This is a genomic window from Mycobacterium sp. D16Q16, assembly GCF_002013745.1.
Taxonomy (GTDB): Bacteria; Actinomycetota; Actinomycetes; order Mycobacteriales; family Mycobacteriaceae; genus Mycobacterium.
In genome coordinates this window covers 117629-135271 of record NZ_MAEY01000001.1, presented here as the reverse complement: position 1 = coordinate 135271, position 17643 = coordinate 117629, and the positions used below count along the sequence as shown (strand labels likewise).

Here is a 17643-nt window from a genome sequence, read left to right as displayed (position 1 = left end):
CTCAGTGTTCTGGGCATTCCTGACTCGGCATCCCGACGATCGCCCCGCCCTGCGGCCAGCCAGCGGGTGAGTCCTCCCAGGGTTCTTGACGTCCATACGGCGTCAGATCCTGGAACGGATAGCCGACCGCGGAATGGTCCAGCCCGCGCGCGAAGGCCGAATAGGTATGAAAGACCTCATCGTCGCGACGCAGAAAGACACTGGCGCCTGGCCAGTCCCCGCGCAGGTCCTCGTCGCTGAATCCGTCGGCGCGCAACTCATCGAGCGACCGGTAGTTGTACTCGACCGGAACGCGTGACGGGTCGAGCGTCACATGGAAGTCGTAGCTGAAATCGCCGTCATTGGTGGAATACCACGGGAATGTCCACCCGTGTTCGTCGCGGTAGCGCGCGATGCTTGCGTACGGCGCGCGGGATACGCAGGCGAAGGTGACGCCCTTGTCGGTCAACAAGGTGCGGTCTCGTTCGGTGAACGTCATGTCGGCTGCCCCCGTGCAACTGGGGCAGCCGCGGTCGATGTCGTCCAGCCACATGAAGTGGTGGATGTAAAGCGTGTGCCGTCCCTCGAACATGTCCAGGAGCCGCACCTGTCCGTCGGGGCCCTCGAATACGTAGTCCTTCTCGACCTTCACCATGGGCAGCCGTCGACGTTCGGCGTTGACGGTGTCGCGGAGATGCGTGGCCGCGCGCTCGCGGGCCAACAGGTGCTTGCGGGCCGTCAGCCATTCCTCGCGGGTGACGGCGGCGGGGTAGGCGGGTGAGCTTGTCATATCCATACCGACCCGCCCCAGCCGGAAAACTCATCGCGTCGATACGCTGAGGGACATGAGTACCGTGCTTGCCGGGCTTCGTCTTCCCATCGTCGGCGCCCCGATGGCCGGCGGTATCACCGTCCCGGCGTTGGCGCGCGGTGTGAGTGCGGCAGGCGGTTTCGGCCTGCTGCCCGCGGGGTACCGCACCATCGCGCAGTTGGATCAGGACCGCGAGGCGATGGGTGATCTGCCCTTCGGCTTCAACGTTTTCGTCCCCACACCCGATCAGGGTGCCGACCTGCGGGAGTATCTCGACAAGCTAAAGGTGTGGGCCGACAAGTTCGAGGTCGCTCCCGGTGACCCGGTCTGGCATGACGACGCGTATGCCGACAAGATCGAGTATCTGGTCACCAGCCCTGTCCCGGTGGTGTCGTTCACCTTTGGGGTGCCGTCCGCGCAGGATGCGCACAGGTTGCGCGCCGCCGGATCCGAGGTATGGATCACGGTCACCAGTGCCGCCGAGGCCACGATCGCCGAGGGGATCGGCGCCGACGCGCTCGTGGTGCAGGGCCCGGAGGCCGGCGGTCATCGCAGCAGTTTCGACGCCGGGGCTCCCGAGGAGCCGCTGGTGGACCTGATCGCGAACGTGCGGGCGGTCACCGCGTTACCGCTGGTTGCCGCGGGCGGAATCATGGATGGCGCCGACATCGCCCGGGTGCTTGCCGCCGGAGCCTCGGCCGCGCAGCTGGGTACCGCGCTGGTGGTGACCGACGAGTCGGGAGCCAAGCAGGTCTACAAGGACGCTCTGCTGCAACCGGCCGAGACGGTGGTGACACGGGTGTTCTCGGGCCGACCGGCGCGGAGCATCTCCAACGCCTTCCAGCGAGACATGGAAGCGGTTGCCCCGGTGAGCTTCCCGGCGCTGAACTCGGCGACCAAGGAGCTTCGGGCGAGCGGGGACCCGGACGTGATGTCGTTGTGGGCGGGTACCGAACATCATCGTGCGCGGGCGCTGCCGGTGGCGGAATTGATGTCCGTATTGGCTGCCGAGCTGGGCTCGGCTGCCGGTGAGGCGACGACATGAAGCCGACCGCTCTCATGTGGACCATGGTCATCGCCGCATGCGTGTTGATCGGCCTCGACCTGGTCATCTACCTGGCGGGGCCGCGCAGTGGAGGCTCCACCGGTGTCCTGGTGGCGCTGTTGGTCTTCAATCTGCTGCTGTTCGGCGGTCTCGGTATCTATCTGCGCCGCCGCCGTTAAATAGCCGGTGCGTCCCGGGTCGCACATACGATGGTCCGATGGTGTCGTCTCTTGATCCCGAGTTGTCGCTAGAAGGACTGATTTCGAGTCAGTCTCCTCCTCAGCGCCGTGGCCCCTTCCCGCCGATCGCCGACTACGCGTTCCTCTCGGACTGGGAGAACACCTGCTTGATCGCTTCCAACGGGTCAGTGGAGTGGATGTGCGTTCCGCGTCCGGACTCACCGAGCATCTTTGGCGCCATCCTCGACCGCGGCGCCGGCCACTTCCGGATTGGACCGTACGGACACAACGTTCCGGCCGCGCGCCGTTACCTGCCGGGCAGCCTCATGGTGGAAACCACCTGGCAGACCAAGACAGGATGGCTCACCGTCCGCGACGCACTGGTGCTGGGGCCATGGCATGACGTCGATTCGCGGTCGAAGACACACAAGCGCACGCCGACCGACTGGGATGCCGAACACATCTTGCTGCGCACCGTGCGCTGTGTCAGCGGCACCGTCGAAGTGATCATGAATTGCGAGCCCGCCTTCGACTATCACCGCGAGGGGCTCACCTGGGAGTACTCCGGCGACGGATATGGTGAGGCGATAGCCCGGGCGGCCAAGAACCCCGAGACCAACCCGACTCTCAAGCTCACCACGAATCTTCGGCTGGGATTGGAGGGCCGCGAGGCACGGGCCCGCACCCGACTCACCGAGGGTGACAGTGTTTTCGTCGCGCTCAGCTGGTCCAAACACCCTGTCCCGCAGACCTATGCGGAAGCCGCCGACAAGATGTGGAAGACCGCCGAAGCCTGGCGGCAATGGATCAACATCGGCGAATTCCCCGATCATCCATGGCGGTCGTACCTGCAGAGCAGCGCGCTGGTCCTCAAGGGCCTGGCGTACTCGCCGACCGGAGCGCTGTTGGCGGCGTCGACCACGTCTCTACCGGAAACCCCTGGGGGAGTGCGTAACTGGGACTACCGCTATTCCTGGGTGCGGGACTCGACCTTTGCGCTGTGGGGCTTGTACACGCTCGGGCTGGATCGCGAGGCCGACGACTTCTTCGCCTTCATCGCCGACGCGTCCGGTGCGAACAACGGGGAGAGACATCCGTTGCAGGTGATGTACGGCGTGGGTGGAGAACGCACGCTGACGGAGGGGGAGCTGCCGCACCTGTCCGGGTACGACGGGGCCCGGCCGGTGCGGATAGGCAATGGCGCGTTCGATCAGGTGCAGCACGACATCTGGGGCACCATGCTCGATTCGGTGTACGTGCACGCGAAATCGCGCGAACAGATTCCGGCGACGCTGTGGCCGATTCTGAAGAATCAGGCAGAGGAGGCAGCGCGGCACTGGCGTGAACCCGACCGTGGCATCTGGGAGGTCCGGGGCGAGCCGCAGCACTTCACCTCGTCCAAGATCATGTGCTGGGTCGCGATGGATCGCGGCGCCAAACTCGCTGAGCTGCATGGTGAGAAGAGCTATGCCCAGCAGTGGCGTGAGATCGCCGACGAGATCAAGGACGATATCCTCGAAAACGGCGTCGATGAACGCGGGGTGCTGGTACAGCGTTACGGCTCAACGGCTTTGGATGCCTCACTGCTGCTGGCGGTACTCAACCGATTCCTGCCGCCCGACGACCCGCGGATCCGTGCGACAGTGTTGGCGATCGCCGACGAACTGACCAACGACGGTCTGGTGCTGCGCTATCGGGTGGAAGAGACCGACGACGGGCTCTCGGGTGAAGAAGGTACCTTCACCATCTGCTCGTTCTGGTTGGTTTCGGCATTGGTGGAGATCGGCGAGGTGCGCCGGGCACGGCACCTGTGCGAGCGGCTGCTCTCCTTCGCCAGTCCGCTGCAGCTCTACGCCGAGGAGATCGACCCGCGCACCGGTCGGCATCTGGGCAACTTCCCGCAGGCATTCACCCATCTGGCATTGATCAACGCTGTCGTGCACGTCATCCGGGCCGAGGAGGAGGCGGACGTGAGCGGTACCTTCCAGCCGGCGAACGCACCCACGTGAGGGCCCGGGGCGGCATCGCCGCGGTCGTGGTGATGATGTGTGTGATCGCAGCTGGTTGCGGCCGCACCACCGACCACGCCGAGCAGACGTCCACCACGACGGAGTCCTCCTCGGGGACAACGTCGTCGGGCTCTGCGGTGAACACCGCCCCGGCCTTTGGGTACACACCCCTCTCGGAAACGGTCAAGGGTGCCGAAGGTCTGGTCACCTACGACGTGCAGGTGCCGCAGCTGTCCGGTGGAGTACCCGCGGTTCGTGATCGATTCAACGAAGGCACGCGCGCCGCGCTGCGGGAATTGATCGAGGCGTTGCCCGGTCCCGGCAATAGCCAGCAGGTGTCGATCGGTAACGGTGATGTCGGGCCTGGCCTGGAGGCCACCGGTGTCGCCATGATCGGGCCGCACGTAGTCGCCGGCATCCAGGTGTATCTCTGGTACGCCGGCGGTGCGCACCCCAACCAATCAGTGTCGACCACCGTGATCAATGGCGATACCGCCCAGCCCATCACCTATGACGATCTGTTCCCCAACCAGTACGCGGCCCTCGAACGGCTGAGGCAGGTATTACCCGATCTCGATCCGACCGGACGAGTGCGCCAGGGGAACGTCAACGGGCGACTTGAGCAGTGGGTACCGGCACCGACGGGGTTGCGGTTCTACGTGCCCGTGTCGCATGCCGCCGGTGATTTTGTTCCGATTACCGTGCCGTGGGAGCGGATCCGCGATCAGGTGGCGCCTGAGATTCTGCCGATACTGAGTCAATAGTTGGGGGCTGTGCTTGTGAAGTCGCGTCTTGTGGTGATGCTGGTGTTGATGTGTGGTGCTGTCGCCGGATGTCTCAAACCACCGGAACAACCCGCGCAGCCCTCGGAAGCCCCGCCGTCCACCAGCACAACACCGGCCAAACCGGCTGTGTCCCTTACCCCGGCGCAAGCACCGCCGACCGCGAAGCCCGCCTTTGGCTTCAACCCAACGCTGGAGCAGGAGGCCGGCAAGCAGGGGAAGGTTGACTACAACGTCAAACTGCCTCAAGTCACCGGCGATAAGGCCGGCGCTCGGGACAGATTCAACGACGGCATGCGCACGGCGCTCAAGGACGTGGTGCGGATCCTGGACGATCCGAAGAATACGAAGCCCGCGACAATAGGCGATGGACAGCTGCAGCCACGGGAATCGAGTCGGGTCTCTTTCATTGGCCCGCATGTGTTGTCGGGAGCCGCTGTGTTCCTCGCGAACAGCGGTGGACCGTATCCCAGTAATACGGTGGCAACCATCACCATCAACACCGATACGGCGCAGCCGATCATGTTCGGTGACGTCTTCGCGGACCAGGGCGCGGCTCGCGAGCAATTGCGCACGTTGGCGCAGGAGCTGGGGCCGCCAGATCGCATCAAGGCAGCGGGGGACATGAAGTCCGAGCAGTTCCTGCACTGGCTACCCGTGCCCAACGGGCTGACCTTCTACGTCTCCGTCCCGCACGTCGCGGGAGACTTTGTGCCCGTTACCGTGCCGTGGGAGAAGATTCGTGACCGGGTCGCGCCCGGGATGCAGAAGGTGCTCAGCCCGTAGGAAAGCGGCGTGCGAAATCGGGCGCGTGCTCGGGTAACGGTCCGATCGCCACGCCATAGGCCGGAATCGCCTGTAACCATGGGTACTTGGTGGCCACCGACAGCACCGACGCGATTTTGGTGCTCGGGGTGACGGTGGTCGTGGAGTCCACCGCCGAGAACACCCGTCGGTGTACGGCCCGCTGCACCCGCTGGATCAGGGCGGTCGGTCCCCATCGGCGCACCTGTACCTTGCGAAGGTCGGCGGTGGTGAGCGTTCCCTGACGCAACGGCTCGGCGAGGATGCGTGCGGTGGCCACGGCGTCGGCGATGGCGAGGTTGATGCCGACGCCGCCGACCGGAGACATGGCGTGCGCGGCATCGCCGATGAACAGCAGCCCCTCCCGGTACCACTTGCGGAGCCTATTGAGCTGCACATCAAGCAGTTTCACGTCATCCCAGCTGGTGATGGCATCGGTGCGGTCGGCCAGCCAGGGCACCATTTCGGCGATTCTGTCCCGGAGCACCTGTACATCGCCGCTGCGCATCTGCGAGTCGGTGCCCTTGCCGATGAGGTAGCCGCATTGAAAGTAGTCGCCGCGATCGAGCATCACCATGAATCGGTTGGCGCCGACCCGTGCGCGCGGTCCCTGAGGGTCATCGGAATGCTTGGGGAGGCGGAACCACCAGACATCGATCGGAACACCGAACTGTCGCGGCCGCATTCCGGCTGCGGCACGAAGCACCGAGCCACGGCCATCGCAGGCGACGGTGAGGTCCGCCTTGAGCTGGCCGGTTTCTCCTGCGGCGGTGCGGTATTCAACACCGGTGATGCGGTCGCCCGCTCGTAGCAGCCCGGTGACTTCCGTGCTGCGCAGCAGCCGGAAGGTGGGTTCGAGCTCCGCGGCACTCGCCAGCATTTCCAGGAAGTCCCATTGGGGTGCCATCGCGATGTGTTTGTGCGGTCCGGGAAGCCGATTGAGATCGCCCAGCCGATACGTCTGCTCGCCCAGGTCCACCGTTACCTGCTGAACCAGGTTGTGCGGCATGGCCGCGAACTTCGCACCGAGCCCCAGCTCGTCGAGCAGGTTGAGCGTGCTGGCATGCACGGTGTCCCCGCGAAAGTCCCGCAGGAAATCGGGATGCTTCTCCAGCACGGTGACGTTGACGCCGGCGCGTGCGAGTAGTAGCGCCAACATCATCCCGGCCGGTCCTCCGCCGGCGACGGCACATGTGGTGCTTTGCGACAGCTCAGGTTTGGTCACGAGTCCTCCTCCACGCCACGATCAAAACCCCGGCCAACGCGAACACGGGTATCAACGACAGCGTCCAACTCAACGCCAGCGGCGGCCCGGGCTGGGGCAGCACGTCCAGGTTGAGTGTGCCCTTCCCGGGCCCCTGCGGTCCGGCGATATCGAAGATGAACTGGTAGTGCCCCTCTTCCTGCAGCGCCCGGACGTCCAAGCCCCAGACCTCACGCTTGCGTGGGTGGCGCGCCAGCGGTTCGGCACGCCCCTGCTGGCCGTCGGGCGACACGATGGTCAGGGTGCCCGACTTTCCGGTGATCCCGTCAACGGGAATGAACGTGAAATCCAGTGATTGCATGGCGCGCAGCGGCCACGTTGAGAACCCGACAGTCACCGGATACGGGCCTGCCGTCACCTGTTCGGTATGCACCACATTCACCGGCGCATAGGCGTGGGCGGGAGTGCTGAGCCCGAGGGATATGCCGATGACGGTTAAGAGCGACAACATGATTCGGGTGTGTCTCACGCGATGGTCTCCGCGGTGTCGACGTCGTTTCCGGGCATCCGCAACATCAGTGCGATGCGTTGTGCCAGGAATCCGGCGATCGCACCCAGCACCAGACCCGCCAAGCCGACGGTGACGTAGCTGCTCACCGTTTCGGAGCCCTGGCGATACAGCATCGCTCCCTGCAGCAGATATCCCGTGCCCGCGACCGATCCCAGAATCGCACCGATGGCGGTCATCGGCCACCGTTGCCATGTGCGATCACGTGCCAGAGACAGCAGCCCCGTGGCGAGCGCGGCGAAGACCGCGAGAAACATCGGCATCATTCCCGGGATCGTGGGTGGGCCGCCCCATAGGTCATCGCGTAGCGGCAGTCCCACCGCCGCGGCGTATTCGTGTGCGGCCCAAGGGGAGAACCACCAGAAGATGGCCTGAATCGCGCCCATGATCGCCGCGACGCCGAGCGGTGCCAGCGTTGACCGCAACACGCCCGCGATGAGCAGCAGCACGAGCGGAACGATGAACGCCGAGCCGAGAGAAATCGGGTTGAAGTCGAACTTGAAGAGGAACAGTGCGGTGAACGGAATGGCGGTCATCGCCGCCACCAGAGATGCCTGCGTCATCAATCCGACTGCACCCCAGCGGAATCGGCGTGCTGCCGCGAAGGTGACGACACTGCCGAGGTCGGTGACCGTCCCGGATACGAACAGTGCGAAGTGAGGGGGCGAGGCCAGGACCGCGTCGAACCCGTAGACCGTGTGCCACCACAGATCCAACAGCCCATACATGAGAAATGACGCGGCGCCACAGCCGGAGAGCAGGAAGCCCAGGGGTGCGGTGAATCTGCCGCCGAACACGCGAATCGGCACACCACCCACCCAGCGCGGTACCTCTTCGCCCGCGCGCTGAGCGGCCGTGACCATCAAAACCATGACGAGGCTGGTGATTCCACTGATCGCACTGCCGGAGTACAGGAACAGGTGTGGCAACGTAAAGAACGTATCGGGGCCCACATCGTCATGCCATTCCACGTCCCAGGTGGTCCCCACCGCACCCACAACGCTGCCCAGCAGTACTCCGTACGCTCCGAGCGGCGCGTACTTCTCGACGGTGGCGCGGGTAACTCGCGGCGCCTGCTGGGCACCGGTGCTCACGGTGCTTGTCTCGGGGCTCATCTCAACCTCCACTCACCCATAGTGGCATTGTCGTGCGTTCATCCGGATCACCCGATGGCGGCGTGACGGTCACGACGATGTCCCAGGGCCCGGCCATGGACAGCATCACCTGGTCGAATTTCGTCCGGCAGGACACCACCTCGCGCAGCGGTGGCATGGCGTGGCCCATCAGGGGCATCACCAATTCGACTGACACCGATTCGGATTCAGGAAGGTTGCCATCTTCCCTGCTGGCGACGGCGAGCTCCAGCGCGGTGATCCCAACGCGGGGATCGTCGACGGTCACCGTGATGACGTAGTGCTCGGTACCGGAGTAGAGGGTGACGGCCTGGGGTGCGCTGGGCCAGGCAATCCATGCCAATCCCAACACCGCGGCAACTATCACCGCGAGCCCCGCCCACACCTGACGTGTCATGAGATGTCCAGTCGTACCGGGATTGTCAGCACCCGATAGTCACGCTGTGCCTGAATCCAGGCGAGGTACCGGCCCGGCTTGGGGAATGTGAAGGTGAACGGTACATCGGGCCCGAAGGCGGCCACCGTCTCGTCGGGAGGACTGTCACCGTTGAGTGGTGGGGCCCCCACCATGGGTGGCATCGAGTCGTCGTGAGTGGGCGAGTGGCCGGCGCTGTGTTCCATGCCGGGCATGTTGGTGCCGCCGTGGCCGCCCATGGAATGAGCGTGGGCCCAGACCGCTGAATCCTGCACCGCAGCGCCGAGATCGCTCGCGGAGGTGTCGCGGGGAATCGGTCCGGCGATCACCAGATGACCGAGCATGCCCAGCCACGGCTGCAGGACTGGGTCGGCCCCGACCGTGGCGGAGAGCGTCGTCGGCCGCCCCGCACGCAAGCCGGTGGCGCTCACGTGCACGTGCAGCCCGTCGATCATGCGCATCCCGGGTCCGTCGAATGCTGCCGGCGGTGCGGGCTTCCCGCCACGCGCTGTGAGTCCACCCGGCAAGCGCACTGTCTGCACGCCGCCGCCACGCCGCACGAACTCGGCCGAGACCGCGTACCGGCCCGCGACCGCGGGCAAGAGAGGTAACGAATAGCGGCCCGGTGCAACCCTTATCGGATGCAGATGGGATAGCCGCCCGTCCGGGGCCACCACCAGCAGGTGGATCAACGCGCTGTCGTGGATGACCAGGTCATCAGCGGGGAGACCGGTCGCCGTGTCGATGAGTGAGAAGTAGATGTCCGTCGCGCGATCCGAATCCAGCTCGGACTGTTCGGCGATGAGCGCGGCCGAAGGCCGGGAGTAGTCAGTGACGGCGGGACGATCCAGCCGGTAGGGGTTGGCGGTGTTCTCGACGGTCGGGTCCCGTTGCGGGCCAGGCTCGGGCGGCGGCGGCGCCGATATGGACAGCACCGCGCCGGTGATGGCGACCGCGAGGGCCGTCACCGTGGCGGTCACCGGCACCGCGATCCACACACCACGACGGACCCGGGTCGCCACCACGAGTGAGACGACCAGAAGCAGCCCCGTGGCGGCCAGACCCAGATAGGCCACTCGTTCAGGTGGTGACGTCGCCTGACCGATGAGGACCAGCGGGATCCGGGCGGTGTGCACACCGTCGCTGATCGTCAGGTCGGTGGGCCCCGTGCGGTCGACATCGAGCGTCGCACCGTACGGGCCGGGCTTCTCACCGAGGACCACCATCGCCGTCGAGGTGGGGACCCCCGGAGCGGGTTGATAGTCATCGGTGCTGGCGCCGGCGGGCACGATCTGCGCCCGGAGCGGGCCGGCCGCGGTACCGCGGTGGGTGATCACGTCGACGCGCAGCGGGCCGGGAATGCTGGTCACCCGGCGGGCCACCACGGTGAGTTCACGCTCGCCCAGACTCAGCGCCACCTGCACATCGGCGCCCGCTGCGGCCGAATCCGCCGCCGCGACGGGGGCCCCGCTGAACAGTGCGGAGAATGCGAGCACCAGGAACAGGCACATCGCGCGCAAGTGGCTCATCGGTGTCCAGTCTGCCCTGCGCCGGACGGGCCGCGGGATGGTCCGCCTAAACTGGCCCGCGTGAACAGCGACAGCGTGATCGGCCTCCTGAGTTGGTGGGATGGCGTGGAGCTGTGGCTCAGCGGACGCGGGTTCATCCTTCAAACGATCATCGTGATGCCGGTTGTATTGGTCTTGGCGTACGCGATGGCCGTGGCGGGTGACAAGGTCTTGTTTCTGCTGATCAGCGCGGCGAATCGGCTCGGCCGGTGCTATCAGGCGGCGCGCCGCCACTTCATGGAAAATCGGGTAGCCGCGGCCACCCCGGTGGACCTCCCATGAGCGGTTTGCCGCAGTCGCGCGTCACGTTGGCGCTGATTGCGCTGGCCATTCTGGTGATAGTCGCCTGGCTGTTGAGCCGGTAGTTACTGGCTGTTGACGTAATAATGCTTCTACCTGCCGGTTCGGCCGTAAAGACGGCGTCAAAGAGCTCTGCTACGCTTCCGCTCATGCATTCCGCCGCCCCGGTTATCCGCGTGCGCCACATCCTGGCGCTCATTGCGGTCGGTACATGCGCGGTTGCAGACGTTCACTGTTGTCGCTAGACCCATCCCGTCCGCGGTTTGGTGTCGGTAGCGGCTAGTTCGAAGCCCACTGGCTGTTTCGCTGCCTTTCTGTCGTCACGGGATTCCATGAGATATCCGTCCCAGGTAATCGTCATCCCACGAAAGGCATCGCATGCTCGGCTCCAGGATCAACATCGCGAAGACGGCAGGCGCCCGCCGGTGGCGCCACATCGGAGTTCTTGCCACAGCGGCAACAGTTCTCGCCGCCTGCGGTGGGGGATCTAGCGATGTCGCCGGTGGCGAGTCGCACTCCGATGCCGACACCACCTTGACGCTCGTCGCCTATGCCGTGCCGGAGCCCGGCTGGAAGAAGATCATCCCGGCATTCGCGAACACCGCCGAGGGCAAGGGTGTTGCGGTCACTACCTCCTATGGCGCGTCCGGAGATCAGTCCCGGGCTGTCGTCGACGGCAAGCCGGCCGATATCGTGAACTTCTCGGTGGAGCCCGACGTGAGCCGTTTGGTCAAGGCGGGCAAGGTTTCCGAGGATTGGAATGCCGATGCCACGAAGGGTGTGCCCTTCGGTTCGGTGGTCTCGCTGGTCGTGCGCAAGGGCAACCCCAAGAACATCAAGGACTGGGACGACCTTCTGCAGCCGGGAGTCACGGTCATCACCCCCAGTCCATTGAGCTCGGGCTCGGCCAAGTGGAACCTGTTGGCGCCGTATGCGGCCAAGAGCAACGGTGGCCGCGATGACCAGGCGGGCATCGACTACGTCAGCAAGCTCGTCGGCGAGCACATCAAGCAGCGCCCCGGTTCCGGGCGCGAGGCCACTGACGTGTTCCTGCAGGGCAGCGGTGACGTGCTGATCAGTTACGAGAACGAGGCGATCAACGTCGAGCGTCAGGGCAAGGACGTCGAGCACGTCAATCCGCCGCAGACGTTCAAGATCGAGAACCCGGTTGCCGTCGTCAAGGGCAGCGCGCACCTGGACAAGGTGAACGCCCTGAAGAACTTCCTGTACACCCCGGAGGCGCAGAAGCTCTGGGCTGAGGCCGGTTTCCGTCCCGTCGATCCAGCCGTTACGGCAGAATTCGCCAAGGACTTCCCGACACCTGAGAAGCTGTGGACCATCGCCGAACTGGGCGGCTGGAAGACAGTTGACCCGGCGTTGTTCGACAAGGAAAACGGCAGCATCACCAAGATCTACAAGAAGGCCACCGGATGACAGCCTCTACGGAACAGTCGACGGAACCGGCTTCCGAGCCGAAATCGACTGCCCGGCCCGACCGTGAGGTCGGTGCCGGGCGGCCGGGGGGCCTGTTGAGGCGCCGATACGGCAGTACCTCGCTGCGGGTCGGCGCGGCATCGATCTGGCTCAGCATCATCGTGCTGTTGCCGCTGGCCGCGATCATCTGGCAGTCCGCCGGTGGCGGGTGGACCGCGTTCTGGAACGCGATCACCTCGAATGCGGCGGTGAGCTCGTTCCGGGTAACCCTGGGAGTCTCGTTCGGGGTGGCCGTCATCAACCTGTTTTTCGGGCTGTTGGTGGCCTGGGTGCTGACCCGTGACGACTTCCCCGGAAAGCGGCTGGTCGACGCCGTCATCGATCTGCCGTTCGCCCTTCCGACGATCGTGGCCAGTCTGGTGATGCTCGCGCTGTACGGCCCGGGCAGCCCGGTGGGCATCCACATCCAGCACACCAGGTGGGGGATCGGGATTGCCCTGCTGTTCGTCACCCTGCCGTTCGTGGTGCGATCCGTGCAGCCTGTCCTGTTGGAACTCGACCAGTCCGTCGAGGAGGCTGCTGCCTCGCTGGGAGCTGACAACTGGACGATCTTCCGCGCGGTGATCCTTCCCGCGCTGCTCCCGTCACTGTTATCGGGTGCGGGCCTGGCCTTCTCTCGGGCGATTGGTGAATACGGTTCGGTGGTGCTGATCGGTGGTGCGGTGCCCGGCGAGACAGAAGTGTCTTCGCAGTGGATCAGGACGCTCATCGAGAATGACGACCGCACCGGCGCCGCGGCGATCTCGATTGTGCTGCTGATTATTTCGTTTGTCGTGTTGTTCGTCTTGCGCACTATCGGGTCGCGCGCGGCCAAGCGAGAGGAGCTGGCGCAGTGACGCCGTCACCGCTGGTCAAGTATGTGGCGCGTTACGCGGCGCTGCTGTACATCGGCATCCTGGTGATCGTTCCGGTGGGCCTCATCCTGTGGCGCACGTTCGAGCCCGGGGTGGGGGCGTTCTTCGAGTCGATCGCCACGCCGGCCGCGGTGTCGGCCCTACAGCTGTCGCTGCTGGTGGTCGCGATCGTGGTGCCGCTGAACGTCATCTTCGGCATCCCCACGGCATTGGTACTGGCACGGAACAAGTTCCGCGGCAAGGCCGTGCTGCAGGCGATCATCGACCTCCCGTTCGCGGTCTCGCCTGTTGTGGTGGGTGTGGCGCTGATCCTGTTGTGGGGATCGGCGGGCGTGTTCGGGTTCGTCGAGAACGATTTCGGGCTCAAGGTCATCTTCGGATTCCCGGGCATCGTGCTCGCGAGCATCTTCGTCACGATTCCGTTCGTCATCCGCGAGGTCGAGCCGGTGCTGCATGAACTGGGCACCGAGCAGGAAGAGGCAGCCGCGACGCTGGGAGCCACTGCCTGGCAGACGTTCTGGCGTATCACGTTGCCATCCATCCGCTGGGGGCTGACCTACGGCATCGTGCTCACCATCGCGCGCACACTGGGTGAGTACGGCGCGGTGATCATGGTGTCGTCGAACCTGCCCGGGGCATCGCAGACCCTGACCCTGCTCGTGTCCGATCGTCATCAGCGTGGCGCTGAGTACGGCGCCTATGCCATCTCAGCGTTGTTGATGGCTGTTGCGGTGATCGTCCTGGTGGTCCAGGTGGTCATTGATGCGCGACGAGCAAAAGCCAATAGTGAATAGCAAGGAGCCACAGAATGACTGACGCGATTACCGTTCGCGGCGCGAACAAGCATTACGGCGACTTCGCCGCGCTGGACAACATTGATTTCGAGGTGCCCTCAGGCTCGTTGACCGCGCTACTGGGCCCCAGTGGTTCGGGCAAGTCGACGTTGTTGCGGGCCATCGCCGGGCTGGACCAGCCCGATACCGGCACGATCACCATCAACGGGCGTGACGTCACCGGTGTACCGCCGCAGCGGCGCGGTATCGGATTCGTGTTCCAGCATTACGCCGCCTTCAAGCACCTGACCGTGCGCGAAAATGTCGGATTCGGGCTCAAGATTCGCAAGAAGCCGAAGGCCGAGATCAAGGAGAAAGTCGACAATCTGCTGGAAGTAGTGGGGCTGAGCGGTTTTCACGCACGCTATCCCAACCAGCTTTCCGGTGGCCAACGTCAGCGCATGGCGCTGGCGCGGGCGCTCGCCGTCGACCCGGAAGTGCTGCTTCTGGATGAGCCCTTCGGCGCGCTCGATGCCAAGGTGCGCGAGGACCTGCGGGCCTGGCTGCGCCGACTGCACGAGGAGGTGCACGTCACCACGGTGCTGGTGACCCACGACCAGGCAGAGGCTCTCGACGTCGCCGACAGGATCGCGGTGCTCAACAAGGGGCGCATCGAGCAGGTGGGTTCTCCCGACGACCTCTACGACCGCCCGGCGAACAGCTTTGTGATGTCGTTCTTGGGTCCGGTGGCCAAGCTGAATGGAATTCTGGTGCGCCCGCACGATATTCGTGTGGGACGCAACGCCGATCTGTCCCGTGCTGCCGCGGAGGGCACCGGCGAGACCACCGGGGTGACCAAGGCGACGGTGGGGCGGGTCGTGCATCTCGGTTTCGAGGTACGGGTGGAGTTGACCAGTGCCGCCACCGGGGAGCAGTTCACCGCGCAGATCACCCGTGGTGATTCCGAGGCACTCGGGCTGCACGAGGGTGACCAGGTGTACGTGCGTGTCACACGGGTTCCTGACCTGGGTGACCTCGCGGAGGTCGCGTCCTAAGGCGTTTTCCGCGCCTTTCGGAGCGCACCTGCAAGTGCCCGGCTATGAGCGACACGCGTCGTTGTGTCGGTGGCGTGTGCCACCGTGCGGTCATGACGGCGAAAGTTCGGGTACGTGGGATTGAGCTGCGATATCTGCTGACGTTGTACGTGCATCGGTTCGGTACGACGACCGTGTCGGAACTTGTGAACATGTTGGACCACAAAGGTTTCGGCACCGATGGGCGCACGTCAAAGGCCGTGTCCGATGCGTTGCGTTGGGAGGTCCGCCGAGGTCGGCTCAGTCGTGTTGGCCGGGGCTGTTACGGCCTCGGGGAGCGGCTTCTGCGCGGGACCGAGCACCGCATGCTTCTTCGGGAGAAGGCGCTTTTGTCGCTCGTAGCCGGGCATGACGAGGAATGCCTCTGAAACGCACCTGACAAGAAAATGGCCCCCGGTTCTCCGGGGGCCATGTGTTATTGCGTTCTAGTGCTCGTCGTAGTGATCGCCGTGCGGGGCGTGGCGGTGCCCGTCGTGGATGTAATCCACGTGGTCGTCGTGAGCAACTGCCTCGTGGCCGCAGTCAGGGCCGTGAACGTGGTCGGGGTGGTCGTGGGTCTTGTGCTCGGTGCTGGTCACGCATTCGACCCTACGGCAGACATGCGCATATAACAATGCGTTCGTCGGGGTACTGCGCGAACGTGCGGTGGGTTTGGTCAGTGCGCTACCGGGACCGGTGCGGCGACTGCCGACGCGTACCGGTGCACCACTACCTCGGCGACCAGCCGGTCCGCGCCCAAAGGTGCCGCCACCTGGAAACCCGCCTGTGCGGCTTCGGCGCGGATCTGGTCCAGCAGCAGTCCGGGGGACAGGAACCACGGTGCGATAACGATTTCCGTGGCGCCCCGAGATCGCAGCGCGTCTGCCGCGTCGGCGATGGTGGTCGACTCTCCGGTGGCGAAAACCGTCGTCGAGAGGGCCCACTGTGCGGCCAGCGCCCGGGTGCGGGCGTTGGCCGTGGAGTCCGAGGATCCGACCGCGGTGAGAATCACCGCGGGATTGTCGACGCCGAGTTCAGTCACGCGACGCCGCGCCAGCCGCAGCAGGCGGTCATCGGCGCCGAGCACAGGCGCTTGCATCACCCGCAGTCCCGACGGTGCCGAGCACAGCACGGTCGGCAGATCGATCCGTGCGTGGTAGGCATCCGACAACAGCAGCGGCACCACAACCGCCTCACCGCTCAGATCATCCAGCACGTCAGCGAGATTCGGCTCGGACAACTCAAGGAACGCCAGCCGGACATCCAGCTCCGGCCGGAGCACCCGTACCTGCGCGACCAATCGGCGCGCGTTCTCCGCGAACCGTGGGTCACGGCTCCCGTGCGCGACAGCGAGAAGCGTGGGACTACGCACGATTCAGTTCGACGGCGCGCAAGGCATCGCCGACCAGTCCTGCCGCCAACGTGTTACCGCTCGAGGGATCGATCAGCAGGAAGCTCCCCGCCATCCGGTCGTCGACGTATTCATCGACGCTGATCGCCTCGGCCAGGCGGATGCTTATCTGACCGATGTCATTGAGTTCCAGCGATTCCGGTGCGGGGTCGGCCGACAGGTTCTGCTCGTCGAAGCGCTCCACCAGCTCGCCGACGATCGCCGGAACGGTGCGGGTGCCGTGCTTGAGCAGCAGGCGCGCACCGGCCTTCAACGGCTTGTCGGCCAGCCAGCACACCGTGCCGTCAATCTCCGAAACCGGTTCTGGCACATCGGTTGATGCGATCAGATCGCCACGCGAGGCATCCACGTCGTCGGCCAGGATCAGCGTCACGCTGCGGCCCGCCTCGGCGACCTCAAGCGGCCCGTCGGCGGTGTCGATGCCCGCCACTGTGGTGCGTTGCCCGGCGGGGGAGATGACCACCTCGTCGCCCACCCGCACGACACCGGCGGCAACCTGCCCGGCGTAGCCGCGATAGTCGGGGTATTCGGCGGTGCGCGGCCGGATCACATACTGGACCGGGAAACGCAGGCCAACGGTGCTCGACTCCTGGTGCGCCGGAATCGATTCCAGATGCTCGATGAGGGTCGGCCCGCTGTAGAAGCCGGTCCGCTCGCTGCGGGTGGCGATGTTGTCGCCGTGCAGTGCGGACACGGGGATCTCCACGACGTTCTCCGGCTTCCAGCCCAGCGAGCTGGTCAGCTCGTTGAACTCGGCGCTGATCGCCTCGAAGATGCGGGCGCTGTCGGCCACCAGGTCGATCTTGTTGACCGCCAGCACCAGCCGTGGCACGCCCAACAGTGCCAGCACCGCCGCGTGTCGACGGGTCTGCTCGATGACACCCTTGCGCGCGTCGACGAGAAGGATCACCAGCTGCGCGGTGGAGGCCCCGGAGACGGTGTTGCGGGTGTACTGCACATGCCCCGGGGTGTCCGCGAGAATGAACGAACGCTTCGGGGTGGCGAAGTACCGGTACGCCACGTCGATGGTGATGCCCTGCTCGCGCTCGGCGCGCAGTCCGTCGACCAGCAGTGACAGGTCGGGAGTATCGAGCCCGCGTGATTCGGAAGCCTTTGCCACGGCGTCGAATTGGTCGATGAGCACCGACTTGGTGTCGTACAGCAGCCGACCCACCAGGGTCGACTTGCCGTCGTCGACGCTGCCGGCGGTGGCAATACGCAGAAGATCGCTCATGATCAGC

Annotated in this window: 21 protein-coding genes; 12 read left to right on the top strand and 9 right to left on the bottom strand. The window is 65.2% G+C overall.

The genetic code is table 11. From position 1 onward, the window contains the following. Position 1: 1 nt before the first annotated feature. Complete coding sequence (locus B4394_RS00655; protein WP_286141866.1) at positions 2-769, bottom strand: DUF899 domain-containing protein; 768 nt, start codon at positions 767-769, stop codon at positions 2-4. 55 nt (positions 770-824) lie between these two features. On the opposite strand from B4394_RS00655, the gene B4394_RS00650 reads away from it, so the two are divergent. Genes B4394_RS00650 through B4394_RS00630 form a run of 5 tightly spaced genes read left to right on the top strand, consistent with a single transcriptional unit; the run spans position 825 to position 5591 of the window. Continuing rightward, positions 825-1835, top strand: coding sequence for an NAD(P)H-dependent flavin oxidoreductase (locus tag B4394_RS00650; protein WP_078313866.1), 1011 nt, complete (start codon positions 825-827; stop codon positions 1833-1835). Further along, the gene (locus B4394_RS00645) at positions 1832-2014 is read left to right on the top strand and encodes a hypothetical protein (RefSeq protein ID WP_078309126.1); all 183 of its coding nucleotides are present in this window, start codon (positions 1832-1834) and stop codon (positions 2012-2014) included. The genes B4394_RS00650 and B4394_RS00645 overlap by 4 nt, the downstream gene beginning before the upstream one ends. Positions 2015-2052: 38 nt before the next feature. Continuing rightward, the gene (locus B4394_RS00640) at positions 2053-4023 is read left to right on the top strand and encodes a glycoside hydrolase family 15 protein (RefSeq protein WP_078309125.1); all 1971 of its coding nucleotides are present in this window, start codon (positions 2053-2055) and stop codon (positions 4021-4023) included. Then, on the top strand, positions 4020-4787 hold the full coding sequence (locus B4394_RS00635) for a hypothetical protein (RefSeq protein ID WP_139359840.1): 768 nt from the start codon (positions 4020-4022) through the stop codon (positions 4785-4787). Before B4394_RS00640 ends, B4394_RS00635 begins: the two co-directional genes overlap by 4 nt. A gap of 15 nt (positions 4788-4802) precedes the next feature. Next, positions 4803-5591 (top strand): hypothetical protein, encoded by a 789-nt coding sequence (locus tag B4394_RS00630; RefSeq protein ID WP_078309401.1) that lies wholly within the window; start codon positions 4803-4805, stop codon positions 5589-5591. On the opposite strand, the gene B4394_RS00625 is transcribed toward B4394_RS00630, so the two are convergent. Genes B4394_RS00625 through B4394_RS00605 form a run of 5 tightly spaced genes read right to left on the bottom strand, consistent with a single transcriptional unit; the run spans position 5581 to position 10458 of the window. Then, on the bottom strand, positions 5581-6834 hold the full coding sequence (locus tag B4394_RS00625; RefSeq protein WP_078313865.1) for an FAD-dependent oxidoreductase: 1254 nt from the start codon (positions 6832-6834) through the stop codon (positions 5581-5583). The genes B4394_RS00630 and B4394_RS00625 overlap by 11 nt on opposite strands. Then, positions 6821-7321, bottom strand: a complete 501-nt coding sequence (locus B4394_RS00620; RefSeq protein ID WP_078314200.1) for a hypothetical protein — start codon at positions 7319-7321, stop codon at positions 6821-6823. Before B4394_RS00620 ends, B4394_RS00625 begins: the two co-directional genes overlap by 14 nt. 17 nt (positions 7322-7338) lie before the next feature. Then, a complete protein-coding gene (locus B4394_RS00615; protein ID WP_078313864.1) occupies positions 7339-8496 on the bottom strand; it encodes a hypothetical protein in 1158 nt (385 codons plus the stop codon). A gap of 1 nt (position 8497) precedes the next feature. Next, positions 8498-8911: a hypothetical protein gene (locus tag B4394_RS00610; RefSeq protein ID WP_078313863.1), complete on the bottom strand. Its 414-nt coding sequence runs from the start codon at positions 8909-8911 to the stop codon at positions 8498-8500. After that, the gene (locus tag B4394_RS00605) at positions 8908-10458 is read right to left on the bottom strand and encodes a hypothetical protein (protein ID WP_078313862.1); all 1551 of its coding nucleotides are present in this window, start codon (positions 10456-10458) and stop codon (positions 8908-8910) included. Before B4394_RS00605 ends, B4394_RS00610 begins: the two co-directional genes overlap by 4 nt. A 60-nt stretch (positions 10459-10518) precedes the next feature. Here B4394_RS00605 and B4394_RS00600 point away from each other — a divergent pair, with 60 nt between their 5' ends. The 7 genes from B4394_RS00600 to B4394_RS00575 all read left to right on the top strand — a co-directional run bounded on the left by B4394_RS00600 (position 10519) and on the right by B4394_RS00575 (position 15380). Further along, the gene (locus B4394_RS00600) at positions 10519-10779 is read left to right on the top strand and encodes a hypothetical protein (protein WP_078313861.1); all 261 of its coding nucleotides are present in this window, start codon (positions 10519-10521) and stop codon (positions 10777-10779) included. A 104-nt stretch (positions 10780-10883) separates the two neighbouring features. Next, the gene (locus tag B4394_RS25875) at positions 10884-11042 is read left to right on the top strand and encodes an Ms4533A family Cys-rich leader peptide (RefSeq protein WP_353615242.1); all 159 of its coding nucleotides are present in this window, start codon (positions 10884-10886) and stop codon (positions 11040-11042) included. Between the two features lie 133 nt (positions 11043-11175). After that, positions 11176-12231 (top strand): sulfate ABC transporter substrate-binding protein, encoded by a 1056-nt coding sequence (locus B4394_RS00595; RefSeq protein WP_078313860.1) that lies wholly within the window; start codon positions 11176-11178, stop codon positions 12229-12231. After that, positions 12228-13127: a sulfate ABC transporter permease subunit CysT gene (gene cysT / locus B4394_RS00590; protein WP_078313859.1), complete on the top strand. Its 900-nt coding sequence runs from the start codon at positions 12228-12230 to the stop codon at positions 13125-13127. Before B4394_RS00595 ends, cysT begins: the two co-directional genes overlap by 4 nt. Beyond that, the gene (cysW, locus tag B4394_RS00585) at positions 13124-13939 is read left to right on the top strand and encodes a sulfate ABC transporter permease subunit CysW (protein ID WP_078309117.1); all 816 of its coding nucleotides are present in this window, start codon (positions 13124-13126) and stop codon (positions 13937-13939) included. The genes cysT and cysW overlap by 4 nt, the downstream gene beginning before the upstream one ends. A gap of 14 nt (positions 13940-13953) precedes the next feature. Beyond that, positions 13954-14973 carry a sulfate/molybdate ABC transporter ATP-binding protein gene (locus B4394_RS00580; RefSeq protein ID WP_078313858.1) on the top strand — a complete coding sequence of 340 codons (1020 nt, stop codon included), beginning with the start codon at positions 13954-13956 and terminating at the stop codon, positions 14971-14973. Positions 14974-15065: 92 nt separating this feature from the next. Next, positions 15066-15380 (top strand): hypothetical protein, encoded by a 315-nt coding sequence (locus B4394_RS00575; protein WP_078313857.1) that lies wholly within the window; start codon positions 15066-15068, stop codon positions 15378-15380. Between the two features lie 57 nt (positions 15381-15437). Here the strand turns inward: B4394_RS00575 and B4394_RS00570 are convergent, their stop codons facing one another. From B4394_RS00570 to B4394_RS00560, 3 genes are all read right to left on the bottom strand, one after another. Then, positions 15438-15590, bottom strand: coding sequence for a zinc transporter permease (locus B4394_RS00570; protein WP_078313856.1), 153 nt, complete (start codon positions 15588-15590; stop codon positions 15438-15440). 77 nt (positions 15591-15667) lie between these two features. Then, positions 15668-16363 carry a sirohydrochlorin chelatase gene (locus B4394_RS00565; RefSeq protein WP_078313855.1) on the bottom strand — a complete coding sequence of 232 codons (696 nt, stop codon included), beginning with the start codon at positions 16361-16363 and terminating at the stop codon, positions 15668-15670. Continuing rightward, positions 16356-17636 (bottom strand): sulfate adenylyltransferase subunit 1, encoded by a 1281-nt coding sequence (locus tag B4394_RS00560; protein ID WP_078313854.1) that lies wholly within the window; start codon positions 17634-17636, stop codon positions 16356-16358. Before B4394_RS00560 ends, B4394_RS00565 begins: the two co-directional genes overlap by 8 nt. Positions 17637-17643: the final 7 nt, after the last annotated feature.